This window comes from Burkholderia anthinoferrum, assembly GCF_002925705.1.
Taxonomy (GTDB): Bacteria; Pseudomonadota; Gammaproteobacteria; order Burkholderiales; family Burkholderiaceae; genus Burkholderia; species Burkholderia semiarida.
The window spans coordinates 69,224-93,506 of sequence record NZ_LFZP01000003.1 but is presented as its reverse complement, the minus strand read 5'-3'; the positions used below and the strand labels follow the sequence as shown (position 1 = coordinate 93,506).

Annotated in this window: 22 protein-coding genes and 2 tRNA genes; 7 read left to right on the top strand and 17 right to left on the bottom strand. The window is 68.0% G+C overall.

What is annotated here, in order from left to right:
* The first annotated feature begins 6 nt into the window (after window positions 1-6).
* Window positions 7-1,155 carry a rod shape-determining protein RodA gene (gene rodA / locus C5F75_RS01690; protein ID WP_059573618.1) on the top strand — a complete coding sequence of 383 codons (1,149 nt, stop codon included), beginning with the start codon at window positions 7-9 and terminating at the stop codon, window positions 1,153-1,155.
* Between the two features lie 87 nt (window positions 1,156-1,242).
* Here the strand turns inward: rodA and C5F75_RS01685 are convergent, their stop codons facing one another.
* The 14 genes from C5F75_RS01685 to def form a co-directional block, all read right to left on the bottom strand.
* Window positions 1,243-1,989 (bottom strand): tetratricopeptide repeat protein, encoded by a 747-nt coding sequence (locus C5F75_RS01685; RefSeq protein ID WP_104011807.1) that lies wholly within the window; start codon window positions 1,987-1,989, stop codon window positions 1,243-1,245.
* The gene (locus C5F75_RS01680) at window positions 1,986-2,771 is read right to left on the bottom strand and encodes an HpcH/HpaI aldolase family protein (protein ID WP_099316932.1); all 786 of its coding nucleotides are present in this window, start codon (window positions 2,769-2,771) and stop codon (window positions 1,986-1,988) included. Before C5F75_RS01680 ends, C5F75_RS01685 begins: the two co-directional genes overlap by 4 nt.
* A gap of 346 nt (window positions 2,772-3,117) precedes the next feature.
* Complete coding sequence (gene queD, locus C5F75_RS01675) at window positions 3,118-3,570, bottom strand: 6-carboxytetrahydropterin synthase QueD (protein ID WP_059573615.1); 453 nt, start codon at window positions 3,568-3,570, stop codon at window positions 3,118-3,120.
* Between the two features lie 18 nt (window positions 3,571-3,588).
* Window positions 3,589-4,221 carry a 7-carboxy-7-deazaguanine synthase gene (gene queE / locus C5F75_RS01670; RefSeq protein ID WP_006482565.1) on the bottom strand — a complete coding sequence of 211 codons (633 nt, stop codon included), beginning with the start codon at window positions 4,219-4,221 and terminating at the stop codon, window positions 3,589-3,591.
* Between the two features lie 76 nt (window positions 4,222-4,297).
* A complete protein-coding gene (queC, locus tag C5F75_RS01665; RefSeq protein ID WP_059573614.1) occupies window positions 4,298-5,032 on the bottom strand; it encodes a 7-cyano-7-deazaguanine synthase QueC in 735 nt (244 codons plus the stop codon).
* A 351-nt stretch (window positions 5,033-5,383) separates the two neighbouring features.
* Window positions 5,384-5,459, bottom strand: a tRNA-Phe gene (locus C5F75_RS01660).
* 60 nt (window positions 5,460-5,519) lie between these two features.
* A complete protein-coding gene (esaR, locus tag C5F75_RS01655; RefSeq protein WP_059573613.1) occupies window positions 5,520-6,221 on the bottom strand; it encodes a response regulator transcription factor EsaR in 702 nt (233 codons plus the stop codon).
* The gene (esaS, locus tag C5F75_RS01650; RefSeq protein WP_059573612.1) at window positions 6,222-8,636 is read right to left on the bottom strand and encodes a sensor histidine kinase EsaS; all 2,415 of its coding nucleotides are present in this window, start codon (window positions 8,634-8,636) and stop codon (window positions 6,222-6,224) included. It abuts the gene before it with no gap.
* The gene (locus C5F75_RS01645; RefSeq protein WP_059573648.1) at window positions 8,626-9,216 is read right to left on the bottom strand and encodes a DUF4390 domain-containing protein; all 591 of its coding nucleotides are present in this window, start codon (window positions 9,214-9,216) and stop codon (window positions 8,626-8,628) included. Before C5F75_RS01645 ends, esaS begins: the two co-directional genes overlap by 11 nt.
* On the bottom strand, window positions 9,213-10,604 hold the full coding sequence (gene rsmB / locus C5F75_RS01640; protein ID WP_060010917.1) for a 16S rRNA (cytosine(967)-C(5))-methyltransferase RsmB: 1,392 nt from the start codon (window positions 10,602-10,604) through the stop codon (window positions 9,213-9,215). Before rsmB ends, C5F75_RS01645 begins: the two co-directional genes overlap by 4 nt.
* Before the next feature lie 233 nt (window positions 10,605-10,837).
* On the bottom strand, window positions 10,838-11,695 hold the full coding sequence (gene htpX, locus C5F75_RS01635; RefSeq protein WP_006485774.1) for a zinc metalloprotease HtpX: 858 nt from the start codon (window positions 11,693-11,695) through the stop codon (window positions 10,838-10,840).
* 100 nt (window positions 11,696-11,795) lie between these two features.
* Window positions 11,796-12,437, bottom strand: a complete 642-nt coding sequence (locus C5F75_RS01630) for a LysE family translocator (RefSeq protein WP_060010905.1) — start codon at window positions 12,435-12,437, stop codon at window positions 11,796-11,798.
* Between the two features lie 120 nt (window positions 12,438-12,557).
* A complete protein-coding gene (fmt, locus tag C5F75_RS01625; protein WP_104011806.1) occupies window positions 12,558-13,550 on the bottom strand; it encodes a methionyl-tRNA formyltransferase in 993 nt (330 codons plus the stop codon).
* 34 nt (window positions 13,551-13,584) lie between these two features.
* The gene (gene def / locus C5F75_RS01620) at window positions 13,585-14,088 is read right to left on the bottom strand and encodes a peptide deformylase (RefSeq protein WP_104011815.1); all 504 of its coding nucleotides are present in this window, start codon (window positions 14,086-14,088) and stop codon (window positions 13,585-13,587) included.
* Window positions 14,089-14,280: 192 nt separating this feature from the next.
* On the opposite strand from def, the gene dprA reads away from it, so the two are divergent.
* The 3 genes from dprA (at window position 14,281) to C5F75_RS01605 (ending at window position 18,802) form a co-directional block, all read left to right on the top strand.
* Entirely contained in the window at window positions 14,281-15,594 is a 1,314-nt protein-coding gene (dprA, locus tag C5F75_RS01615) for a DNA-processing protein DprA (protein ID WP_060010900.1), read from the top strand.
* 36 nt (window positions 15,595-15,630) lie between these two features.
* Complete coding sequence (locus C5F75_RS01610) at window positions 15,631-16,011, top strand: thioredoxin family protein (RefSeq protein ID WP_060010898.1); 381 nt, start codon at window positions 15,631-15,633, stop codon at window positions 16,009-16,011.
* A 193-nt stretch (window positions 16,012-16,204) separates the two neighbouring features.
* Window positions 16,205-18,802, top strand: coding sequence for a DNA topoisomerase III (locus C5F75_RS01605; RefSeq protein WP_059573606.1), 2,598 nt, complete (start codon window positions 16,205-16,207; stop codon window positions 18,800-18,802).
* A gap of 127 nt (window positions 18,803-18,929) precedes the next feature.
* Here C5F75_RS01605 and C5F75_RS01600 read toward each other — a convergent pair whose 3' ends face one another.
* The gene (locus tag C5F75_RS01600; protein ID WP_059573605.1) at window positions 18,930-19,979 is read right to left on the bottom strand and encodes a LysR family transcriptional regulator; all 1,050 of its coding nucleotides are present in this window, start codon (window positions 19,977-19,979) and stop codon (window positions 18,930-18,932) included.
* A gap of 428 nt (window positions 19,980-20,407) precedes the next feature.
* Here C5F75_RS01600 and C5F75_RS01595 point away from each other — a divergent pair, with 428 nt between their 5' ends.
* On the top strand, window positions 20,408-21,421 hold the full coding sequence (locus tag C5F75_RS01595) for a D-2-hydroxyacid dehydrogenase family protein (protein ID WP_059573604.1): 1,014 nt from the start codon (window positions 20,408-20,410) through the stop codon (window positions 21,419-21,421).
* A gap of 48 nt (window positions 21,422-21,469) precedes the next feature.
* Here the strand turns inward: C5F75_RS01595 and C5F75_RS01590 are convergent, their stop codons facing one another.
* Both C5F75_RS01590 and C5F75_RS01585 read right to left on the bottom strand, forming a co-directional pair.
* On the bottom strand, window positions 21,470-22,336 hold the full coding sequence (locus C5F75_RS01590) for a patatin-like phospholipase family protein (protein WP_059573647.1): 867 nt from the start codon (window positions 22,334-22,336) through the stop codon (window positions 21,470-21,472).
* 8 nt (window positions 22,337-22,344) lie between these two features.
* Window positions 22,345-22,749: a PaaI family thioesterase gene (locus C5F75_RS01585; RefSeq protein ID WP_059573603.1), complete on the bottom strand. Its 405-nt coding sequence runs from the start codon at window positions 22,747-22,749 to the stop codon at window positions 22,345-22,347.
* Between the two features lie 190 nt (window positions 22,750-22,939).
* Between C5F75_RS01585 and C5F75_RS01580 the strand changes: the two genes are divergently transcribed.
* Both C5F75_RS01580 and C5F75_RS01575 read left to right on the top strand, forming a co-directional pair.
* Window positions 22,940-23,015 (top strand) — tRNA-Lys (locus tag C5F75_RS01580).
* A 186-nt stretch (window positions 23,016-23,201) separates the two neighbouring features.
* Window positions 23,202-24,254: a DUF3592 domain-containing protein gene (locus C5F75_RS01575; protein WP_060010897.1), complete on the top strand. Its 1,053-nt coding sequence runs from the start codon at window positions 23,202-23,204 to the stop codon at window positions 24,252-24,254.
* Window positions 24,255-24,283 lie beyond the last annotated feature (29 nt).

The following is a 24,283-nucleotide window of genomic DNA, read 5'->3' as shown; positions in this document are numbered from 1 at the left end:
AAAGGCATGCAATTCGACAAGCGCGCCTGGCTCGACAAGATCAAGCAGATGTTCGCGGGCTTCGACCGCCCGCTCGCCCTCATCGTGTTCCTGCTGCTGTGCGTCGGCATCGTCACGCTGTACAGCGCGTCGATCGACGTGCCGGGCCGCGTCGAGGACCAGTTGCGCAACATCCTGCTGACCTTCGTGCTGATGTGGGTGATCGCCAACATCCCGCCGACCACGCTGATGCGCTTCGCGGTCCCGCTCTACACGTTCGGGGTCACGCTGCTGATCGCCGTCGCGCTGTTCGGGATGACCAAGAAGGGCGCGAAGCGCTGGCTGAACGTCGGCGTCGTGATCCAGCCGTCGGAAATCCTCAAGATCGCGACGCCGCTGATGCTCGCGTGGTACTACCAGCGCCGCGAAGGCGGGCTGCGCTGGTACGACTTCGTCGCGGCGTTCGGGATCCTGATGGTGCCGGTCGGGCTGATCGCGAAGCAGCCCGACCTCGGCACCGGCCTGCTCGTGTTCGCGGCCGGCTTCTTCGTGATCTATCTGGCCGGCCTGTCGTTCAAGCTGATCGTGCCGGTGCTCGTCGCGGGCGTGATCGCGGTCGGCTCGATCGCCGTGTTCGAGGAACGCATCTGCCAGCCCGAAGTGCAGTGGCCGCTGATGCACGACTACCAGAAGCACCGGGTGTGCACGCTGCTCGACCCGACGTCCGACCCGCTCGGCAAGGGCTTCCACACGATCCAGGCGGTGATCGCGATCGGCTCGGGCGGCGTGCTCGGCAAGGGCTACCTGAAAGGCACGCAGGCCCACCTCGAATTCATCCCCGAGAAGCACACCGACTTCATCTTCGCGGTGTTCTCGGAGGAATGGGGGCTCGCCGGCGGGCTCGTGCTGCTGGCACTGTACATGGCGCTGATCGCGCGCGGCCTCTACATCGCCGCGCAGGGCGCGACACAGTTCGGCCGGCTGCTCGCGGGCTCGCTCACGCTCGCGTTCTTCGTCTACGCGTTCGTCAACATCGGGATGGTGAGCGGCGTGCTGCCGGTCGTCGGCGTGCCGCTGCCGTTCATGAGTTACGGCGGCACCGCGCTCACGACGCTCGGCATCGCGATCGGGATGATCATGAGCGTCGGCCGGCAGCGGCGGCTGATGAAGAGCTGATCGCGCAGCCGGCACCGTATACCGCGCAGCACACGCAAACGGCGCCGCGACGCGCCGTTTTGCATCGGGCCCGCCGAATGCGGCCGCTTACTGCGGCGGCGCGCGCGGCTTGTCTTGCCCCGCGCCGGCGCCCGATGCCGGCGCCTTCAGCCGCGCGCTCAGCTCCTTGAATTTCAGGCCGGCCGTCTCGTCGCCCTGCGCGGCGGCCGCCGCGTAATACGCCCGCGCGATGTTCAGGTTCTGCGTGACGCCGTCGCCGCCGCGCTCGTAGAACGATGCGGTCACGTACTGCGCGGTGGGCTCGCCGGCGTCGGCGGCCTGCTTGTACCACGTGAACGCCTGCCGGTTGTCGCGCGGCGTGCCGCGCCCGTCCAGAAACTGGTTCGCGAGCGACAGCGCGGCCTGCACGTGCCCCTGCTTCGCGGCCCGCAGGAACCAGCGGTGCGCTTCGGCCGGATTGCGCGCGACGAACTCGCCGTCGTCGAACATCCGGCCGTACACGTACTGCGCATGCGACATGTTCGCTTCCGCCGCGCGCTTCAGCCAGCGCAGCCCTTCGTCGACGTTCGCCGTCACGCCTTCGCCCGTCAGCAGCATCATCGCGTAATTGAACTGCGCGAGGCGATCGCCGCGCTCGGCCGCATCGTGGAACTGCACCAGCGCCGCGCGATAGTCGCCTGCGTTGTAGTCGGCGACCGCCGATTGCGTCTCGCGCGACGGATCGGGCTTCGCTTGCGGCGCGCCCTGCGCGGCGGCCGCCGCCCACACGGCCCACAGGCCGACCATCGTCCCGATCCGCGCGTGCCTGCGGCACGCACCGTCTGCGCCATTCATGACCGTACCTCCTGCAACGCCTGTCGCGTCGCGCGCAACAGCCAGCTCACGTCGGCCGACACCGTGATCATCCGATAGCCGGCCTCGCGGTACTGGCGCGCGGCCGCCGTATCGGCCGCGAAGATGCCGACCGCGACGCCCGCCTGCTTGCCGGCCGCGAGCACGCGCGCCATCGCGGTTTCGACGTCCGGATGGCGGATATCGCCGAGATGCCCGAGGCTCGCCGCGAGGTCGGCCGGACCGACGAACAGGCAATCGACGCCCGGCGTCGCCGCGATCCGCTCGACTTCGTCGACGCCGCGCGCCGATTCGACCTGCACGACCACCGCGACTTGCGCATTCGCCGTCTGCAGGTAGTCGCGTCGCATGCCGAACGCCGCCGCGCGCACCATGCCCGCGACGCCGCGCAGCCCGTCGGGCGTTTCGGGAGACGGGAAGCGCGTGAGCCGCACCGCGTGCGCGGCGTCGTCGGGCGTCTCGATACACGGGAACATCAGCGTGCGCGCGCCGGCGTCGAGCGCGCGCTTCACGAGCCACGGCTCGCGCGCCGGCACGCGCACGACCGGCTCGCTCGGCAGGTGCGCGGCGGCGATCGCGCGCAGTTGCGACGCCACGTCGCGACTGTCGTTCGGCGCATGCTCCATGTCGATGCAGAGCCAGTCGTAACCGGCGTGCGCGAGCGCTTCCGCGGCCGAGTCGCTGCCGAGCGACAGCCACAGGCCGTACAGCGGCTCGTCACCGTCGCGCAGGCGTTGTTTGAGGGAATTGGTGAGCGTGCTCATCGATACGGCCTCCGGAGCGGAACGGCAATCGAACGGGACAAGCAACAGGCGAAGCGAAACGCCCGCCGCCGGGCAAGCGAAGCACGGCGGCGGCGGATCGCGCGCCCGAGAACGTGAGTCGGCCCGGGACGGCCGATCTGACAGCGCGGGCCGCGCAATGGGTCACGCGAGCGTTTTTCGGCGCCGCACGACGATCATAGCGCGGCGGGGTGCTCGATGCGGGAACCGACGGGGGAAGCCGTACCGGCGCGGGACTGGCGGCGGCGAGACCGCGGGGGCGTGGGCGCGCGAAAGCGCATCGACGGGCAGCCCGCGCCGCACGGCGGGGCTGCCGGGGCAGGCAGGATCAGCGGCCGGGCTGGCGCTCGACGTCGGCCCAGCAGTTCGGCGTTTCGTACAGCCGCACGCGCTCGAGGCGCAGGTTCACGCCGTAGTGCGCGTCGTACACGTTCGCGAGGATGTCGAACGCGATCGCCGCGAGATTCTCGACGGTCGGGATCCGGTCGATCACGACGGTCTTGTGGTCGGCCATCTGCTCGAGGAACGAGCGCACGACCTCGTCGCGCGCATAGACGAGGAACGCGTGGTCCCACTTGCTGACGAGGTGCTCCATCGCGAGCGCCTTCACATCGGCGAAATCCATCACCATGCCGCGGTCGGGCGCCCCTTCCGTATCGACGAGATCGCCGCGCAGCGTGATTTCGAGCACGTAGCGATGGCCGTGCAGGTTCCTGCACTGGCTGCGGTGATCGGGGATGCGGTGGCCCGCGTCGAATTCGAGTTTTCGGGTAATCAGCACGATGTCAAAAGCCGTGGCTCAGGGAATGTTCAGATATTTGTGGGTCTGCATCGACAGCCGCCACTGCGGATGACGCTTGCACCAGTCGATCGCGAGCTTCGTATTGAGGTCGCGCGACGGGCCGTCCATCGGCTGCACGAGAAAATACTCGAAATCGAGCTTTGCGTAGTCGGCGAGCCGCTGGTTGTCCTGCGGCACGACGACCTTCAGTTCGTTGCCTTTCGTGACGACGAGCGGCGCATCGGCCTTCGGGCTCACGCAGATCCAGTCGATCGATTCGAGCACCGGCAGCGAGCCGTTGGTCTCGATCGCGATCTCGAAGCCGGCCGCATGCAGCGCGTCGACGAGCGGCTGGTCGAGCTGCAGCATCGGCTCACCGCCCGTGCAGACGACGAAGCGGTGCGCTTCGCCTTCCGGCCACAGGCCCGCGATCGTCGCGACGAGCGCGGCGGCGTCCTTGAATTTGCCACCGTTCTCGCCGTCGGTGCCGACGAAGTCGGTATCGCAGAAGCGGCACACGGCCTCCGCACGGTCCTCTTCGCGGCCCGACCACAGATTGCAGCCGGCGAACCGGCAGAACACGGCCGGCCGGCCCGCGTTCGCGCCCTCGCCCTGCAACGTGTAGAAAATTTCCTTGACCGCGTAAGTCATCGTGCTTCGTCCGGCTCGCGCCGCTCGTTGTCGATCAGAATCCGTTGTCCATCAAGCGCTGCCCGCGCGAGCCGCGTCACAGCGGCGCTTCGGTCACCCGCTCGCCCTTCAGGTAGGCTTCGTAGCCGCGCTTGCGCAGCTTGCAGGCCGGGCATTCGCCGCAGCCGAAGCCCCAGTCGTGCAGCTCCGCGCGCTCGCCCACGTAGCACGTGTGCGTCTCGACGCGGATCAGTTCGACGAGCGCGTCGCCGCCGAGCTGTTCGGCGAGTTGCCACGTCTGCGCCTTGTCGAGCCACATCAGCGGCGTCTCGAGCACGATGCGCGTATCCATGCCGAGATTCAGCGCGACCTGCAGCGCCTTCATCGTGTCGTCGCGGCAGTCCGGATAGCCCGAGAAATCGGTCTCGCACATCCCGCCGACCAGCACGCGCAGCCCGCGGCGATAGGCGATCGCCGCGGCGATCGTCATGAACATCAGGTTGCGGCCCGGCACGAACGTATTCGGCAGGCCGTTCGCCGCCGTCTCGATCTCGATCGTGCGCGTCATCGCGGTATCGCTGATCGCGCCGAGCACCGACAGGTCGATCATGTGATCGTCGCCGAGCCGGTCCGACCACGCCGGAAACTTGCGCTTCAACGCTTCGCGCACGCCTTCGCGACACTCGAGCTCGACGCGATGACGCTGGCCGTAATCGAAGCCGAGCGTCTCGACCGTCTGGTAGCGTTCGAGGGCCCATGCCACGCACGTGGCGGAATCCTGCCCGCCGGAAAACAACACGAGCGCGCCGTCTTTAGCGTCTGTCCGAATCACCGTGATACTCCGTGAATGTGTAGGCTCGCGTCGCGCTGCGCCCTGAGGCCGGCTGCCGCCGGGCGGCCCGACACGGCCGGCCTGCGCCGGCTCGACCAGTATAGGCAGCGCGGTCGGCCGAGAATGCGGCGGCGCGCTTATACCGCTCATCGCGCGGCATCGTTGCCGCGCGCCACGGCAGGCGCGCCGCGGGCGGCCGACCATGCGCATGAAGCGATGCGCTAAGTCATTGAGCGGGCACGGATTTTATCATGCCCCGGCGAATGCTGCCGGGCCCGCGGCCCGCGACACGCCATACCCACCACAAACGAAAAACCCCAAGAACCTTCCGATTCTTGGGGTTTTGAATGCTGGTGGCCTGGGACGGAATCGAACCATCGACACGCGGATTTTCAATCCGCTGCTCTACCAACTGAGCTACCGGGCCAACGAAGAATGAAAGTATATCGAGCTATTCATCCCTGAGCAAGTGCTTTCGCAAAAAATTTTACAGCGCGCCTTCGGGCGGCTTCTTGCCGAGCTCGACGCCGAGCTGCTTGAGCTTGCGATACAGGTGCGTGCGCTCGAGGCCCGTCTTCTCCGCGACGCGCGTCATGCTGCCGTTCTCGCGCGCGAGGTGATATTCGAAGTACGCGCGCTCGAACGCATCGCGCGCTTCGCGCAGCGGGATGTCGAACGGGATCGCGGCCGTCTGGCCCGCGAGGCCGAGCGCCGACGCCATGTCGTCGCCGAGCGTCGGCAGCGCCGCCGCGGACGCGACCGCCGCCGGGCCTGCGGGCTGGCCGCCGCCCGCCTTCGCCGCCGCGTTCGCGGATACGGGCGCCGCGCCGCGTGCGAGACCATGCTCGACCGACTTCAGCAGCTTCTGCAGCGCGATCGGTTTCTCGAGGAAATCGAGCGCGCCGATCTTCGTCGCCTCGACGGCCGTATCGATCGTCGCGTGCCCGGACATCATGATCACGGGCATCGTCAGCAGCCCCTGCGCCGCCCATTCCTTGAGCAGCGTGACGCCGTCGGTATCGGGCATCCAGATATCGAGCAGCACGAGATCGGGCGCCTGCTTCAGCCGGTATTCCCGCGCGGCCTGCGCGTTCTCCGCCGCCTCGACGACATGTCCTTCATCGCTGAGGATCTCCGAGAGCAATTCCCGGATGCCCATTTCATCATCTACCACCAGGATGGTTGCCATTTACGCTGCCTTTGTCTGCTCACTTGCTTTTGTCTTGGCGGGCGTCGCCCCGTCCTGCGCGCCCGGTTCGGCGCCTGGCGTATCGCTCGCCATCTGCAGGAAGAGAATCGACACCTGCGCACCCTCGACGGTCTCGCCGTGCATGCGATTGCGCAGATCGATCCGCGCGCCGTGCTCGTCAACGATTTTCTTGACCGTGGCCAGCCCGAGCCCCGTGCCCTTCGCCTTCGTCGTCACGTAAGGCTCGAACGCGCGGGTCAGGATGCGTGCCGGAAAACCGGGCCCGTTGTCGGACACGGTCAGACGTACCGCGACGCGCGTTTTGCCTTCGGCGTCGGGGTCGCCATATTCTACTGTCTTGGTTTCGATCAACACACGCGGATGCGCGGACTCCGCGACCGAATCCTGCGCATTCTGCAGCAGGTTGTGAATCACCTGGCGCAATTGCGTCGCGTCGCCGCGAATCACCGGCAGCGACGGCGCGAGCTCGGCGACGATCGGGCTCTTGCCTTCGCCGACGCCGTACAGCCCGAGCACCTCGCTCGCCAGGTCGTTCAACTGCAGGTTCGCGAGCACCGCCGGCGGCGTGCGCGCGTATTCGCGGAAATCGTCGACCATCCGCTTCATCGCGGCCACCTGGTTCACGATCATCGTCGCGCCGCGCTTGAGCACGTCCGCGTCGGACGGCGCGAGCTTGTCCGACAGCTTCATCTGCAGCCGCTCGGCCGACAGCTGGATCGGCGTCAGCGGATTCTTGATCTCGTGCGCGAGCCGCCGCGCGACCTCGCCCCACGCGACCGACCGCTGCGCGGAAATCACGTCGGAGATGTCGTCGAACACGACGACGTAACCGGACGTCTGCGGATCGTCGGCCTGCCCCTCGACCGTCGACACGAGCCGCGTGCCGCGCACGAGCAGCGTCAGCGGATCGGTTTCGCCCGGCACCTCGATCGCGAACTGCTGCTGCCAGTGGCCGCGATCGCCGCTGCCGCCGTCGGACGCCGCTTCGCGATCGGCGAACGCCTTGCGCACCATCGCGCCGAACCCGGCGGCCACGCCGATCCGGTCGAGCGTCGTGCCGATCAGCGTGTTGAACGGCTGCCGGAAGATCCGCTCGGCGCCGCGATTGGCCGTCGTCAACCGGAACTGGCGGTCGAGCACGAACACGCCGGCCGTCAGGTTCGCGAGGATGCTCTCGAGATACGTCTTCGAATGCTCGAGCGCGATGCGGTTCTTCTCGACCGCGAGCCGCGCCTCGGACAACTGGCGCGTCATCGCGTTGAACGACTGCGTGAGGAAGCCGAGCTCGTCGCGCGTCTTGATCTCGCGCTTCGGCGTGTAGTCGCCTTCCGTGATCTCCTTCGTGCCCTGCGCGAGCAGGAACAGCGGCCGCGCGAGCTGCTGGCCGAGCGCGAGCGCGAGCATCATCGCGATGAAGGTCGCGAGGAACAGCGCGAGCGTCAGCGTGCCGATGTACATCTTGCGCAGGCCGGTGCGGCCAAGCGACTTTTCCTGGTACTCGCGGTACGCGCGCTGCACGGCGTCCGCGTTGTGCGCGAGCCCGGGCGGCACCGGCTGCGTGAGCTGCAGGAACCGCTCCGCCGGCTGCAGCAGCGACGTCGTCGCATCGGGAATCGGCCGCACGACGCGCAGCCGCAGCGCGCCCTTCGCGCCGTGCGCGCGCGGGTCGCCGTCGACTTCGCCCTCGATCGCCGCATACGCGCCGTGTTCGCGCGCCTGGCTCAGCATCAGCGGCGTCGGCAGGTCGTCCGGAATCAGCGCCGCGAAATTGCCCGACGCCTGCGCGACGATGTGCAGGTCGGGCGCCGCGCCGGAGCCGCCGCGGCTCGGCTCGACGATCGTCGCGTCCTGCACGCCGAACTGGTCGCGCAGCCGCAGCAGCGTGAGCGTCGTGCCGTTCGTGTTCGCGTCGACGCTCGCGAGCTGGTCGGACATCAGCCGCGCCTTCGTCTGCAGATCGGACAGCGACGCATCGAGCATCCCGCGGCCGAGGTTCAGGCCGGCCGTCAGCGCCGTCTCGACGTTCACGTCGAACCACGACTCGATACTGCGCGACACGAACTGGTACGACACGATGTAGATGATCCCGCCCGGCACCACGCCGACGAGCGCGAAGAACACCGCGAGCTTCGCGAGCAGCCGCGTGCCGAACTTGCCTTTCCTCAGGCGCGCGACGATCATCCCGATCAGCCCGAGCACCACGAGCAGGAACACGAGCGCGACGACGATGTTGGTCGCGTACAGCCACGAGTAATAGCGGTCGAAGAATTCGGTGTTCGCGCTCGCGGCCGCGAGCAGCACGAGCAGCAGCAGCGCGGTCAGCGCGACGGTCGAGACGATCACGCGCACGAGGAGGCTCTTCCCGCTGGCCGCGCGGCGTACTTTATTTAGCACGTTCGGTCACCGTGAAATTGAAGCGCTTCCAGTCCGACCCGAGCGTCCAGTCGCGGTTGTTCACGGCATCGACCTGGAACGGCTTCGGCATCAGCGCCGTATCGAGCTGCATCCGCACCGATGCCGTGTAGGTTTCGCCCACGCGCACCTGGTTGCGATCGATCACGTGCCACGACGTGATGTGCCGGACGACCGCGAGCGCATCCTTCAACGACGGGAAACCGAGCTGCAGGCCGCCCGTCGACACGCGATACTCGCGCGTGAGCGGCTGGAACGACAGGCGGATCGTCTGCGTGACGGACACCGGCTGCTCGTCGAACCAGTACCAGCGCGCGCGGCTCAGCTCGAAGTCGGTCGTGAAGTAGAGCGGGATGCCCTTGTTGACGGCATCCTCGAGGTTCGGATTCAGCTCGAAGTCGAAACGCGCGTCGAGGCTCCAGCCGCTTCCGTCGGCCTGGAGCGACGCGCGCTGCACGGCGATCGATTCGGCATGCGCCGGCCGGACGATGGCCACGCATAGCGTCAACGCAACCAGCAAGACGGCCGCGAGCCGAAAGGGAAAAAGGTGTTTGATCGTCACCGTTTCTGAAACCGCGCGTAGAAAAATCCGTCGTGATCGGTGTTCTGGTCGAGTGCGCCGGCGGCCGCCCGTCCGTGCGCGCCACCCGGCAGCAGCTGGCCGGGGGCGTCCAATCGTACCGCATCTTCACAGGCCGCTTCAAACCAGCGGGCCTGCAATTCGCCTTCTTCGGGGAAGATCGAACAGGTCACGTACAGCAGTTCGCCGCCCGGCTTCACGAGCGGCCACAGCGCCGACAGGATGCGGCGCTGCTCCGCGACCAGCGCCGGGATATCGGCCTCGCGGCGCAGCCAGCGGATGTCGGGGTGCCGCCGCACGATGCCGGACGCCGAGCACGGCACGTCGGCCAGGATGCGATCGAACGGGCGCCCGTCGTACCACGCGTCCGGCGCGCCCGCGTCGCCGACGCGCACCTCCGCCGCGAGCGACAGCCGCACGAGATTCTCGCCGATACGCGCCGCGCGCGTCGCGTCGCTTTCGAGCGCCACGACTTCCGCGTCCGCGAGTTCGAGAATATGGCCCGTCTTGCCGCCGGGCGCCGCGCATGCGTCGAGCACGCGCATGCCGTCGCGCGCGCCGAGCCATTCGGCCGCGAGTTGCGCGCCGGCGTCCTGGACCGACACCACGCCGTCGGCGAATCCCGGAATGCGATCCACCGGCAGCGCCGACGCGAGCCGCACCGCATGCCGGCCGATCGCGGTCGCGTCGATCCCGCTCGCGCGCAGCGTGTCGAGATACGCGTCGACGCTCGCGCGGCGCGCATTCACGCGCAGCGTCAGCGGCCCCTGACGCTCGCCGGCCGCGAGAATCGCCTGCCACGCGTCGGGCCATGCGCGCTTCACCGCATCGACCCACCATGCGCGGTAGTTCCAGCGCGCGACCGGGTCGTCCTGCATCGCCGCGACGAGCGCGTCGCGCTCGCGCAGGAAACGGCGCAGCACCGCGTTGACCATCCCCTTCGCGAATGCGAATTCGCGCCGCGCACCGATGACGGTAACGGCCTGGTCGACCACCGTGAACGCCGGGTACGCGGCCTCGTCCGCCGGGTCGAGCAGCAGCGCGAATGCGCCGGCGAGCACCGCGTGTACGTGCGCGGGCGGCGCCTTGCTGACGAACCGGCCGATCAGCCAGTCCGCGCTGCCGAGGTGACGCATCGTCCGGTAGGCGACGTCCTGCGTCGCGCCGCGCGCGAGCGCCTGCGCACCGGACGGCATCTGCGCGAACACCGCCGACAGCGCCGCCGGCAATGCGGTGCCGCGCCGCACCGCATCGACCGCCTGCGCGGCCGCGTCGAGCGCGAAGCCGAGCGAATCGGGCGCCAGATGCAGCGCGGCCAGGCGCGCCGGGCGGCCGGAAGGAGTCGAAGCGGAAGAACGGGGTCGTGTCATCGGTGCGGAATCGGCAAACAGGCGCGGCAATCAGCTGCGGCAAACAAATGCGGCAAACGGCGGGATCGCAGCCGCCAGACGGCCTGGCGATCCCAAACCGCGCATTGTAGCGTGCGGCCATGCCGCCCCTTTGGCCCCTTTACGGCGCACGCAAATGAAACACCCCGCAGCGCGGAGCATGCGGGGTGGCGGGGCGGCCTCCGCGCGGCAACGGCCGCGCGGTATGCCGGAGGTCAATCGAAGCGGCCGGTGCGCGCCATCTCCATCAGGCGCGCGATGCGCTCCTCGGTGGCCGGGTGCGTCGAGAACAGGTTCTGCAGGCCGCCGCCGTGCAGCGGATTCATGATCATCATCTGCGCGGTGGCCGGATGCGCCTCGGCCGCCTGGAACGGGATGCCCGCCGCATAGCGATGGATCTTGTCGAGCGCGGTGGCGAGCGACTGCGGATCGCCGGAAATCTGCGCGCCGCCGCGGTCGGCCTCGAACTCGCGCGCCCGCGAAATCGCCATCTGGATCAACGCGCCTGCGATCGGCGCAAGCAGCGCGACCGCGATACCCGCGATCGGGTTGGCTGGCCGGCCGTTCTCGTCGCGCCCGCCAAAGAACATCGCGAAATTCGCGAGTGCCGAGATCGCACCTGCCATCGTCGCCGTGATCGTGGAGATCAGGATGTCGCGGTGCTTCACGTGCGCGAGCTCGTGCGCCATCACGCCGCGCATCTCGCGCTCCGACAGCACGCGCAGGATGCCCGTCGTCGCGGCGACCGCCGCGTGCTCGGGGTTGCGGCCCGTCGCGAACGCGTTCGGCGCGTCCTCGTTGATCAGGTAGACGCGCGGCATCGGCAGGTTCGCGCGCGTGGCCAGCTCGCGCACCATCCGGTAGAACTGCGGCGCCGTGTTCTCGTCGACTTCCTGCGCGTTGTACATGCGCAGCACCATCTTGTCCGAGAACCAGTACGAGAAGAAATTCATGCCGAGCGCGAACAGCAGCGCGATCGTCATGCCGCGCGAGCCGCCGATCATCCCGCCGATCACGATGAACAGGGCCGTGATCGCGGCCATCAGCATCGCCGTTTTGACCCAATTGAACATACCCACTCCTTATCCGTCAGGGGACCCGCCGCGCTTCACAGCGCACGGCGGAAAATTGTAAGCGATTTGTTAGATAAGGTCTCGCCGGAAAAATTCAATCTCAGCGTTGCGAAGCGGCCAGACGCAGGCCGAGGCCGACGAAAGCGCTGCCGACCGTGCGATCGAGCCACTTCTTGACGCCCGGCTTGCCGGAAAAGCGCTGCGTGACAGTGCCCGCCACCCACGCGACCAGGCTCGTCCAGACCGTGCTCATCGCGACGAACACCGCGCCGAGGGTCAGGAACGCCCATGCCTTGTGCGGACCGTCGGCCGATACGAACTGCGGGAAGAACGACACGAAGAACAGCACGACTTTCGGATTGAGCACGTTGGTCCAGAAGCCCTGCATGAACAGCTGGCGCAGCGGCCTGGCGGCCGGGACCTGCACGGCTTCCGCGCCCGACGGCGCGGCGGCCGGCTTCGCGATAACCATCCGCACGCCGAGATAGATCAGGTACGCGGCGCCGACCAGCTTGATCACCGTGAACGCGGTTGCCGACGCCGCCAGCAGCGCGGTCAGCCCGAATGCGCACGCAAGTGCGTGGACGCAGCAGCCGGCAGAAATGCCGAACGCCGACATCAGCCCCGCGCCGCGCCCCTGTGCGACGCTGCGGCCGACGATGTAGGCCGTGTCGGGGCCGGGCGTGATGTTCAGCAGGAAAACCGCGAACACGAAGAAGCCGAAATGGGTGATGCCGAACATGAAGACCTCGAAACCGGAAAGCGCAGGGAAATTCTACGCGCGCCTGCCGCACCGCGCGACTCGGCCGTCCGGCCAGTTGCGCCGGGCCGGCAGACCGGGTCGAATGGCGCTCGGGCCGTGTCAGTCGGCGTCGGGCAGCGCGAAACGCTGGCCGGCGGCGAGCGGCGAACCGGCGAGGAATTCGCGCGCGGGCAGCCGCTTGCCGCCCGGCTTCTGCAACTGGGTCACGCGCAGTGCGCCGCTGCCGCACGCAACCACCACGCCTTCCGGCGCGGCTTCGACGATCGTGCCGGGCGCCGCGTCGGCAATCGTGCCGCGCGCCGCCATGGGCTCGGCCGCCCACAGCTTGATGGCCGCACCGTCGAGCGTCGCGACGCCGCCCGGGAACGGATCGAACGCCCGCACCTGGCGTGCGAGCACGTCGGCCGGCTTGCGCCAGTCGAGCGCCGCTTCGTGCTTGCCGATCTTTTCCGCGTAGGTCACGCCGTCGGCCGGCTGCGGCGTCGCCGGCAGCGTGCCATCGCGCTCGAGCCGCACGAGCGCGTCGACGATCAGCCGCGCGCCGTCGGCGGCGAGACGGTCGTGCAGCGTCGCGGTCGTATCGTCGGGCGCGATCGCCGTGCGCGCCTCGTCGATCATCGCGCCGGTGTCGAGGCCGGCGTCCATCTGCATCAGCGTGACGCCCGTCTCGGCGTCGCCGGCCTCGATCGCGCGATGGATCGGCGCGGCGCCGCGCCAGCGCGGCAGCAGCGACGCGTGAATGTTGATGCAGCCGGCGCGCGGGATGTCGAGCACTTCCTGCGGCAGCAGCAGGCCGTACGCGGCCACCACCATCACGTCGTGCGGCGTCGCGCGCAGCAGCTCGATCGCGTCGGCCGCCTCCACCGGGTACTTGCCCGCGCGGCGCAGCGACGGCGGCTGCGCGACGGTCATCCCGTGCTCGACGGCGTAGCGCTTCACGGCGCTCGCCTGGAGCTTCATCCCGCGGCCGGCCGGGCGATCGGGCTGGGTGAGCACGAGCGGCACCGGGAAACCGGCCTCGTGGATCGCGGCAAGGGCAGCCGCGGCGAATTCCGGCGTGCCGGCAAAAATCACGCGCAACGTATGGGTCATGACAGCGTTCGGGGTCGGGCTGGGCGTGCGCGCATCACATCGCGCGTTCGAGTTTCTTCATCTTCGTCTTGATACGCGTCTGCTTGAGCGGCGACAGGTATTCGACGAACACGCGGCCCATCAGGTGATCCATCTCGTGCTGGACGCACACGGCGAGCAGCCCTTCGCAGTCGAGCTCGAATGCCTCGCCGTGCTCGTTGAGCGCGCGCACGCGCACGTGGTCGGGCCGCTCGACTTCGTCGTAAATGCCGGGCACCGACAGGCAGCCTTCTTCATAGGTCTGCTTCGCGTCGCTCGACCACACGATTTCCGGGTTGATGAACGCGCGCAGTTCGTTCTTCTCCTCGGAGACGTCGATCACGATCACGCGCTCGTGCACGTCGACCTGCGTGGCCGCCAGGCCGATCCCGGGCGCCGCGTACATGGTCTCGGCCATGTCGGCGACGAGCTTGCGGATCTGGTCGTCGACCTTGTCGACGGGCTTCGCGACCTTGTGCAGCCGCTTGTCGGGGTAATGAAGAATATTGAGCAAAGCCATGGTGTTCGGTGTTCGGTATTCGATGGGGCGGCGCGCCGCATCGGCCATCCGGCCGGCTGGCGCCGCCGCCGCGATGCAATGAAGATGAGGCGGATGCGTGGCATATCAATGCCGCGGATCGCGCCTCCTGCAATCGGCCGGGCGCCTGCGCGCACGGCCCTGTCGAGTATTTCGGATGATGAAAATTTTATCATGGCGTCACGCGCTGCGCTGGCCGCCGCATTCGAGGGCCGTCTCATGTCGCCGCAAGCGCTGACGCCCGCCGCGCTGCGCGCCTGGCTGCAACTCGCGCATGCGCCCGGCCTCCCGCCCGCCGTGCTGCAGATTTTACTCGCCGCGTTCGGCTCGCCGGCGGCGTTGCTGCGCGCGTCCCACGAGGCGATCGCCGCCGTGGCCAGCCCCGCCGCCGCGCAGGCCGTGCGCGCGAGCGAGCGCGACGATCTCGATACGCGCACCGACGCCGCACTCGCCTGGCTCGACGGGCCGGGCAACGTGCTCGTCACGCTGAGCGATCCGGCCTACCCGCCGCGGCTGCGTGATCTGCACGATCCGCCGCCGCTGCTATATGTAAAGGGGCGGCTCGATCTGCTGCACGCCCGCGGCCTCGCCATGGTCGGCAGCCGCCACGCGACGCCGCAGGGGCTCGCCGACGCCACGCTTTTCGCACGCGGGCTGTCCGATGCGGGCCTCACGATCGTCTCGGGCCTTGCGCTCGGCATCGACAGCGCCGCGCATCGTGGCGGGCTCGATGGCCGCTCGGGCACGGTCGCGGTGATCGCGACCGGCGCCGATCTCGTCTATCCGGCGCGGCACCGCGCGCTCGCCCACGAGATCGCCACGCACGGCGCGATCGTGTCGGAATGGCCGCTCGGCACGCCGGCCCGCGCCGCGCATTTTCCCCAGCGCAACCGGCTGATCGCCGCGCTCGCGCTCGGCGTGCTCGTCGTCGAGGCCGCGCCGCGCTCGGGCTCGCTGATCACCGCGCGGCTCGCGAACGAATTGGGGCGCGACGTGTTCGCGATGCCCGGTTCGATCCACGCGCCGCTCGCGCAGGGCTGCCACGCGCTGATCCGCGACGGCGCGAAGCTCACCGCGGCGCCGTTCGACGTGCTCGAGGAATACGGGCTGGGCGAGCCGGCGGCGCAAGCACCGGCCGGCACGGTGCGGGCCGCCGACCCGGGCCCGAACGCCGGCGAAAGCGGCGAACCCGAAACGGCCGGCGGCGCGCCGGCGAATCGCGCCGTCGCGGCCGCCGCATCGCCCCGGATCGAAGCCGCGTCACCGGTCACCCCGTCGGAACAGGCGGTGCTCGCTGCCCTGGGATACGGCCCCGTGACGTACGAATGGCTGGCCGAGCACAGCGGCCTGTCCGACGACGTGCTGCATGGCGCGCTGCTCGCGCTGGAACTGGCCGGCCGCGTCGCGAGCGTCGCCGGCGGACGGTTCGCGCGGCTTGACGCGGCGCCCACCCCGTCCGCGCGGGGCGTGCTACATTCCCCGCCATAGGGGCGGCCCGGCCGCCGACGCTACCCAAGGAATGCCATGCCCGCGCTGAATCTCGACACCGACGCAGATCGGATCGCCGAGCGCCTCGCCGATCCCGGCACGTTGCTGGTCGCCTGCCTGTGCGCCGAGTGGTGCGGCACGTGCCGCGACTACCGGACCGCCTTCGACCAGCTCGCCGACGCGCATCCGGATGCCTGCTTCGCCTGGATCGACATCGAAACCCATGCCGACCGGCTCGACGATCTCGACGTCGAGAACTTCCCGACCATCCTGATCGAGGATGCCCACACCGCGCGCTTCTTCGGCACGGTACTCCCGCACGCGGCGATCGTCGAGCGCATGCTGTCCGACCTGAGCGCGGTGCCCGGTACGCCGCACGCACCGAAATTGCGCGACGTCCTGACCGTCGAAGCCTGAATTCGCGGGCCGGCGCGGCAGGTTTCGCGCAGGTTCGCGCGCTCCGCCGCGCCGGACGCTTGCCGCCGTTGCGGCCCCCCTCTATGATGAGCCGCTTTTTACACGCCGAGCCGCCGTCGCTGCCGCGTGTGCTATAAAGCGGTCGTAAAAGGGACCCACGCCGGCGAACCCGGTCTACCAACACACACCTGTCATGTCCAAAGCACTGATCATTGCGGAAAAGCCTTCTGTCGCGAACGACATCGCACGCGCTTTGGGCGGCTTTACCAAGCATGACGAGTATTACGAGAGCGACGATTACGTCCTTTCGTCCGCTGTCGGCCACCTGCTGGAAATCGCCGCCCCGGAGGAGTACGAGGTCAAGCGCGGGAAATGGAGCTTCGCGCATCTGCCCGTCATTCCCCCGCATTTCGACCTGAACCCGATCGCAAAAAGCGAGTCGCGCCTCAAGGTGCTCACGAAGCTGATGAAGCGCAAGGACGTCGACCGCCTGATCAACGCATGTGACGCGGGGCGCGAAGGCGAGCTGATTTTCCGCCTGATCGCGCAGCACGCGAAGGCGAAGCAGCCGGTCCAGCGTCTGTGGCTGCAATCGATGACGCCGCAGGCGATCCGCGACGGTTTCGCGAATCTGCGCAGCGACTCGGACATGCAGCCGCTCGCCGACGCCGCACGCTGCCGCTCGGAAGCCGACTGGCTCGTCGGGATCAACGGCACGCGCGCGATGACCGCGTTCAACAGCAAGGGCGGCGGCTTCTTCCTGACCACCGTCGGCCGCGTTCAGACGCCAACGTTGTCGATCGTCGTCGAACGTGAAGAGAAAATCCGCCGCTTCGTCCCGCGCGACTACTGGGAAGTGAAGGCCGAATTCGCGTGCGCGGGCGGCTTCTACGAAGGCAAGTGGTTCGACCCGAAATTCAAGCGCGACGAATTCGATCCGGAAAAGCGCGACTCCCGCCTCTGGAGCCTGCCGGCCGCCGAAACGATCGTCGCCGCCTGCCGCGACCAGATCGGCACGGTGTCCGAGGAATCGAAGCCGTCGACGCAACTCTCGCCGCTGCTGTTCGACCTGACGAGCCTGCAGCGCGAGGCGAACAGCCGCTTCGGCTTCTCCGCGAAAAATACGCTCGGCCTCGCCCAGGCGCTGTACGAAAAGCACAAGGTGCTGACCTATCCGCGTACCGATGCGCGCGCGCTGCCGGAAGACTATCTTTCGACGGTCCAGTCCACGCTCGAGATGCTCAAGGAGAGCCACAACTATCTGCCGCATGCGAAGCAGGTGCTCGACAAGGGCTGGGTGAAGCCGAACAAGCGGATCTTCGACAACTCGAAGATCAGCGACCACTTTGCCATCATCCCGACGCTGCAGGCGCCGAAGTCGCTGTCCGAGCCTGAGCAGAAGCTGTACGACATGGTCGTGAAGCGCTTCCTCGCGGTGTTCTTCCCGGCGGCCGAATTCCGCGTGACGACGCGGATCACCGAAGTCGCGGGCCATCACTTCAAGACCGAAGGCAAGGTGCTCGTCGAGCCGGGCTGGCTGCAGGTGTACGGCCGCGATGCCGAAGGCGCCGACGCGAACCTCGTGCCGGTGCAGAAGGACGAGAAGGTGAAGACGGACGAAATCGCCGCCGTCGCGCTCGTGACGAAGCCGCCCGCACGCTACTCGGAAGCGACGCTGCTGTCCGCGATGGAAGGCGCGGGCAAGCTGGTCGAGGACGACGAGCTGCGCGAGGCGATGGCCGCGAAGGGTCTCGGCACGCCGGCGACGCGCGCGGCGATCATCGAAGGCCTGCTCGGCGAGAAGTACCTGCTGCGCGAGGGCCGCGAACTGATCCCGACCGCGAAGGCATTCCAGCTGATGACGCTGCTGCGCGGCCTCGGCGTGAAGGAACTCACCGCGCCCGAGCTCACCGGCGAATGGGAATACAAGCTGTCGCAGATGGAGCGCGGCAATCTCGGGCGCGACGCGTTCATGCAGGAAATCGCCCGCATGACGCAGCAGATCGTCAAGCGCGCGAAGGAATACGATTCCGACACGATCCCCGGCGACTACGCGACCCTTCAGACGCCGTGCCCGAACTGCGGCGGCCAGGTGAAGGAAAACTATCGCCGCTTCGCGTGCACGAAGTGCGACTTCTCGATCTCGAAGATCCCGGGCAGCCGGCAGTTCGAGATCCCGGAAGTCGAGGAATTGCTGCAGAAGAAGGAAATCGGGCCGCTGTCCGGGTTCCGCAGCAAGATGGGCCGCCCGTTCTCGGCGATCCTGAAGCTGTCGTTCGACGACGAGACGAAGAACTACAAGCTCGAGTTCGATTTCGGCCAGGACCAGGGCGGCGAGGAAGGCGAAGCGCCCGACTTCTCCGCGCAGGAACCGGTCGGCGCGTGCCCGAAGTGCAAGGGCCGCGTGTTCGAACACGGGATGAGCTACGTGTGCGAGCACTCGGTGGCGAACCCGAAGACTTGCGACTTCCGCTCGGGCAAGGTGATCCTGCAGCAGGAAATCACGCGCGAGCAGATGGGCAAGCTGCTGGCCGACGGCCGCACGGACTTGCTGCCGAACTTCAAGTCGTCGCGTACCGGCCGCAACTTCAAGGCGTTCCTTGTGAAGCAGCCGGACGGCAAGATCGGCTTCGAGTTCGAGAAGAAGGAGCCGAAGGCGGCCGCCGCGAAGAAGACGGCCAAATCGGCGACGAAGGATGCCGAAACCGTGACCGAAGGCGCCGAAGAGAAACCGGCGCCGGCCCGCAAGACCGCCGCACGCAAGACGACGGCCCGCAAGACGGGTTCGTGACGGCCCGGCCGCCGCGCGCCGCTTGCGGCGCGTCCGGCTCCGGCGCGCACCCATAAAAAACGCGGATCGATCGATCCGCGTTTTTTCTTCGTGCCGGCCGTCTTGCTACCGGGCGGGCGCCGGGCCGTTACAGCGGCGACGGCATCGCCACGCGCGTGCGCGGCGAGCGCGCAAGACGCGGTTGCAGGTTCGGATCGGTCGTCTCGGGCTGCTCGGCACGCATCTCGACGCCGATCGGCGGCGGCGTCGCGCCCTGCGCGGCCCATTGCTCGCCCATCGTCGCGTCGGTCGAGTGACTGAAATGCTCGACGAGATGATCGATGAACGTACGCACCTTCGCCGGCAGATGGCGCCGGCTCGGGTAGGCGATGTTGATCTCGACCTGCGGCAGCCGGAAATCCGGCAGCAGCCGCACGAGCGCGCCGCGCGCGATGTCGCTGCCGATCAGGTAGCTCGGCAGGATCGCGACGCCCATCCCGAGCAACGCGAACTGGCGCAGCATCGCCGTGTTGTTCGCGACGATCACGTTGGTCGGGCGCACGCGCACTTCGCCGTCCGGCCCCGTGAACACGCGCTCGTCGCCCCAGTATTCGGTCGGCAGGCTCAGCGCCGGGTGTTCGGCGAGTTGTTCCGGATGCGTCGGCACGCCGTGCTTCTCCAGATAGCTGGGCGTCGCGCACACGGTCATGCAGCCGGTGGTCAGGCGCCGCGTGACGATGCTCGCGCTGCGCATCTGGCGCGTGACGACGATGCCGACGTCGAAGCCTTCCTCGACGAGATCGACCTGCCGGTCGACCAGCGTGAGATCCGGCACCACCTTCGGGAAATTCTCCGTGTACGACTGCAGTACGGGGGCGAGGTTGTGCAGGCCGAACACGACCGGCGCCACGATGCGCAGCGTGCCGACCGGCTCGTGATTGCGCGCGACGACCATCTGCTCGACGTCCTCGAGCTCGTCGAGGATCTGGCGGGCACGCTCCAGATAGACCTGACCCGACTCCGTCAGGGAGAGGCTGCGCGTGGTGCGGTTAAGCAAACGCGTGCCGAGCCGGCCTTCCAGATCGGCGACATGGCGCGTCGCGACCGCGTTGGAGATATCCATTGCGCTCGCGGCCCGCGCGAAACTGCCGAGATCTGCAACCTTGACGAACACGCGCATCGACTGCAAATGATCCATAAACGACTCCTGCCGCTGTTACAACTTCAAAAAGATGAAGCAAATGCGTAATTCTCCTACGACAGCGGAAATGATGCAGAGTTGCTCAACAACGGGCCGGTTGACGATAAAAATAGTCAAAAATCCTCGCCTTCCGCGGATAGTTGATCCAATTATTCTGCTGCGAGCAACAATTGGGTGAACCTCGTCGAGTAAACGGCCGAATCAGGAAGGACGTGTTTGATGCGACACAACAGCGCACCCTTGCGCACGGCGCGCGAGCAGTGCCGGGGGTGGCTGGCGCCCATTGCGGCGGAGCGTAACAACCTGTTAAAAAGACCCCACGAAGGCGGCCGGCGTAGCATCATGTCGGCCCCGGCCGGGCGGAACAGGTGCGCAAGATGCGCCGCCGCCCGTGCCCGCTTTCAACGCGCGACACCCCGTTCACCATGAAAATTGCCATCCTCGACGACTACCAGGACGCCGTCCGCAAACTGAACTGCTTCGAGATGCTCGCCGGCCACGACGTAAAGGTCTTCAACAATACGGTGCGCGGCTTGGGACAGCTCGCCAGCCGTCTGGCGGAAGTCGAGGCGCTCGTGCTGATTCGTGAACGGACCCCGATTACCTCGCAGTTGCTCTCGAAGCTGCCGAACCTGCGCATGATCAGCCAGACCGGCCGCGTGTCGAGCCACATCGATCTCGACGCGTGTACCGACCGCGGCATCGCGGTGCTCGAAGGCACCGGTTCGCCCGTCGCGCCGGCCGAGCTGACCTGGGCGCTCGTGATGGCCGCCCAGCGCCGCATTCCGCAGTACGTCGCGAACCTGAAGCAGGGCGCCTGGCAGCAGTCGGGCCTGAAGACGTCGGCGCTGCCGCCGAACTTCGGCCTCGGCCAGGTGCTGCGCGGCCAGACGCTCGGCATCTGGGGCTACGGCAAGATCGGCCGGCTCGTCGCCGGTTACGGCAAGGCGTTCGGGATGAACGTGCTGATCTGGGGCCGCGAGCATTCGCTCGAGGCCGCGCGCGCCGACGGCTACACGGCCGCCGAGAGCCGCGAAGCGCTGTTCGAGCAGAGCGACGTGCTGTCGCTGCATCTGCGCCTGCACGACGACACGCGCGGGATCGTGAAGCAGGAAGACCTGATGCGGATGAAGCCGACGTCGCTGCTCGTCAACACGAGCCGCGCCGAGCTGCTCGAGGAAAACGCGCTCGTCAACGCGCTGTCGCACAACCGGCCGGGGATGGTCGCGATCGACGTGTTCGAAAGCGAGCCGATCCTGCAGGGCTACAGCCTGCTGCGGATGGAAAACGTGATCTGCACGCCGCACATCGGCTACGTCGAACGCGAAAGCTACGAACTGTATTTCAGTGCCGCATTCCGCAACATTCTCGCGTTCGACGACGGCGACATGTCGAGCGTCGCCAACCCCGAAGCGCTGACGCCGATCCGCAAGCGCTGATCGCGCGGGCCGCGCGCGTCGCGTGGCCCCGTTGCCCGATTCCCGCCGTCAGGCGGCCACGCGGCCGCCCGTCATCGCGTCGACGCGCGTGAGGAAGTGCTCGCCGTCGCGCCGCCCGAGATCGTACGCATGCCGCATCTGCGACGGGCTCGTGTAATCCCAGCTCGAAATCGGCACCTTGCTCGACGGCTGCACGTACAGCCGCCGCTGGTCGCCATGCGCGACCGTGAACATCTGCGGACGCGGATACAGCCGCGTGACGAGCACCAGCACGTCGCCCGGAGACGGATCGAGCGCATCGACCGGCACGTTGTCGACCATCCCGCCGTCGAGCACCGGCCGGCCGCCGCGCCGCAGCACCGGCGTGAACGGCGGCGTGCAGGACGACTGGAGGATCAGGTCGGCGAGTTCGTCGACGTGCGCGCAGGCCTGCGCGCGCACGAATTCGGGCCGAAAGCCGAGCGTGCGCCCGAGCGTCGGGTGCAGCGTCTTGCGCACGTACTTCTCGATGTTGTACGCGACGAGGCCGGCCGCGACTGCGCTGCGCGCACCGAGCCAGCGCGGCACGTGCGACACGCCGATGCGGATTTCCGGCGCCGCGGCGAGCTTCGCGAACGGCTCGCCGTAGATGTCGAGCAGCGCCTGACGATAGATCCGGTAATGCGGAAACACCGGCTCACGCCCGAACAGGTTGCCCCAGTACGCATTCTTCCGGTTGTGGCGCAGCGCCTCCTCGTAATAGCGCATCACCCATGCGGCGTCGCGTGTATACAGCATGCAGGCGGTCGCCGCGCCGGCCGAGATGCCGGTGATCACCCGCGGGCGCAGGCCGAGGGCCGGCTGCGCGACGTCCCAGAAGCCGGCCTGCCACCAGCACCGATTGCCGCCGCCCGCAAAGACGATCTGGTCGAACATCGCGCCGCTCAACTGAGGAGCGCGTAGGTCGACGTCGCGTGGACGGCCATTTTGCCGTCCTCGTCGAACAGCTCGACTTCGCCGAACACGAGGTTGCGCCCCATCCGCAGCACGCGCGCGGTGACGAGCACGTCGCCCTTGCGCACGGGACGCATGAAGTTCGTGTTCAGCGACACCGTCGTCATCGGCCGGAATTCGCCGAGCGCAGCCGAGATCGCGACCACCATCGCGGTGTCGGCGGCCGCCGTGAACACCTGGCCGCAGATCACGCCGCCCGAATGGCGGAACTCGCCGGAAAACGGCAGGCGCAACGTGACGCTGTCGTCGCCGATCGACACGGGGACCAGACCCAGCGAGCGGACCCACGGGGCCAGCAGGCGATCCAGCAATTCGCGGACTGCGTTTTCGTCCATCTTCGAATGTCCAGAAAACGTTGCGCGACCGCCGCGCAACGCGTGTGGCGTCATCATACCGGGAGCGCGCAAACTGCGACCGCTCGTTACTGCGCCGGCAACCGCCGCCGGCGTGACGAAATATTTTCGGGAAATTCGCAGAAAGGGCTTGCCATGTCCCGAAAACCCCGGCATAATCTTTCTTCTGTTGGGGGCGTTAGCTCAGTTGGTAGAGCAGCGGACTCTTAATCCGTAGGTCGAGTGTTCGAGTCACTCACGCCCCACCAGGAATTTCAAAGGCCGGTTAGCGAAAGCTGACCGGCCTTTTCCGTTTTGGCGCGCCGTATTCGCAGCGCGCGCCTTTCGCGGTACGCCGCCGCACGCCCGTCGCGCATCGTTTCCGCTAGAATCGTCCGACAAATATCACACGACCGGCGCGGGGTTCGTCATTTGCCCGCCGGCACTGAGAGAACATGGGACGTCAGACATGGAAGCATGTGAACGAGACGCGACCATTCAGAGGGCATGGTTGCGCCGATATCGGCCTGTCCGTCGCGATGGGCCGCTCACCCGGGCCGGCCCCGATCCGCGCGACGCCAGAACCGGATCGCGTCATGCCGGGTAAGGACGCGCTGGTCGCACTGATGATCGGTGTCGTGCTGTTCGTGCTGGCCGGCGTGCTCGCCGTCACGGCCGGCCGGGAACCCGACCGCCTGGTCCGCGCGCCGGGCACGGTCGTGCGCATCGTCCAGGACAGCGATGCAATGCGCGCGTACCGGCCGATCGTCGCGTATCTCGCGAACGACGGCCGGCGCCGCGAAGTCGCCGGCAATACTGCATCCGCGGTGCCCGCGTACGACATCGGCGAGAACGTCGACATCCTGCTCGACCCCGACCACCCGGAGCGCCCCGCGCTGATCGACGATTTTGCGCAACGCTGGCTTCCGGTGGCCGTGCCGGCGCTGCTCGCCGTCGCGTCGTTCGCCATCGGCGGCCTGCTGCTCGCGGGCGAGCGACGCCGCCGGCAGTCGGGCCCGGCGCCGCGCCACGTCGAACGCAAGCCGGCACGGCGCCGCTGGGATGTCGCGATCGCGCTGATTCCGATCGCGATCGGCACGGGTTTCCTCGCCGGCGCCGGCGCGGCCGGGCTGCGTCAGTGGCAAATCGTCCACCACTATGCGCGTTCGACCGGCCATGTGGTCGAGATCGCGAAAAACGGGCGGCCGTCGCGGTCGCGCACGTCGCTGTATTCGGCCATCGTCGCGTTCACGACCGACAGCGGGCGGCTGATCACATTCGCCCAGGGCTCCGCGGCGTCGCCTCCGGGCCTCCACAAAGGCGATGCGGTCGACGTGCTGTACGATCCCGTCACGCCCGAGCGTGCGCTCGTCGATCGCTTCTGGGATCGCTGGGGCCTCACGGCCATCCTGTTCGCGATCGGCGCGCCATTCCTGGCGGCCGGGCTGTTCGCCGCCGCGACGTTATGGCCCGACCATCGGCCGCACGAAGCCGAGGCCGCTCGATGACCCACGCGCGGCGCGGTGCGGCAACCGCC

Coding starts and splice junctions, on each gene's coding strand:
- queE (WP_006482565.1), bottom strand. CDS start 4,221: ATGACTTACGCGGTCAAGGAAATTTTCTACACGTTGCAGGGCGAGGGC.
- C5F75_RS01575 (WP_060010897.1), top strand. CDS start 23,202: ATGGGACGTCAGACATGGAAGCATGTGAACGAGACGCGACCATTCAGA.
- C5F75_RS01585 (WP_059573603.1), bottom strand. CDS start 22,749: ATGGACGAAAACGCAGTCCGCGAATTGCTGGATCGCCTGCTGGCCCCG.
- fmt (WP_104011806.1), bottom strand. CDS start 13,550: ATGACCCATACGTTGCGCGTGATTTTTGCCGGCACGCCGGAATTCGCC.
- C5F75_RS01680 (WP_099316932.1), bottom strand. CDS start 2,771: ATGAGCACGCTCACCAATTCCCTCAAACAACGCCTGCGCGACGGTGAC.
- esaR (WP_059573613.1), bottom strand. CDS start 6,221: ATGGCAACCATCCTGGTGGTAGATGATGAAATGGGCATCCGGGAATTG.
- rsmB (WP_060010917.1), bottom strand. CDS start 10,604: ATGACACGACCCCGTTCTTCCGCTTCGACTCCTTCCGGCCGCCCGGCG.
- C5F75_RS01590 (WP_059573647.1), bottom strand. CDS start 22,336: ATGTTCGACCAGATCGTCTTTGCGGGCGGCGGCAATCGGTGCTGGTGG.
- C5F75_RS01610 (WP_060010898.1), top strand. CDS start 15,631: ATGCCCGCGCTGAATCTCGACACCGACGCAGATCGGATCGCCGAGCGC.
- htpX (WP_006485774.1), bottom strand. CDS start 11,695: ATGTTCAATTGGGTCAAAACGGCGATGCTGATGGCCGCGATCACGGCC.
- C5F75_RS01600 (WP_059573605.1), bottom strand. CDS start 19,979: ATGGATCATTTGCAGTCGATGCGCGTGTTCGTCAAGGTTGCAGATCTC.
- C5F75_RS01630 (WP_060010905.1), bottom strand. CDS start 12,437: ATGTTCGGCATCACCCATTTCGGCTTCTTCGTGTTCGCGGTTTTCCTG.
- def (WP_104011815.1), bottom strand. CDS start 14,088: ATGGCTTTGCTCAATATTCTTCATTACCCCGACAAGCGGCTGCACAAG.
- C5F75_RS01595 (WP_059573604.1), top strand. CDS start 20,408: ATGAAAATTGCCATCCTCGACGACTACCAGGACGCCGTCCGCAAACTG.
- C5F75_RS01685 (WP_104011807.1), bottom strand. CDS start 1,989: ATGAATGGCGCAGACGGTGCGTGCCGCAGGCACGCGCGGATCGGGACG.
- dprA (WP_060010900.1), top strand. CDS start 14,281: ATGGCGTCACGCGCTGCGCTGGCCGCCGCATTCGAGGGCCGTCTCATG.
- rodA (WP_059573618.1), top strand. CDS start 7: ATGCAATTCGACAAGCGCGCCTGGCTCGACAAGATCAAGCAGATGTTC.
- C5F75_RS01605 (WP_059573606.1), top strand. CDS start 16,205: ATGTCCAAAGCACTGATCATTGCGGAAAAGCCTTCTGTCGCGAACGAC.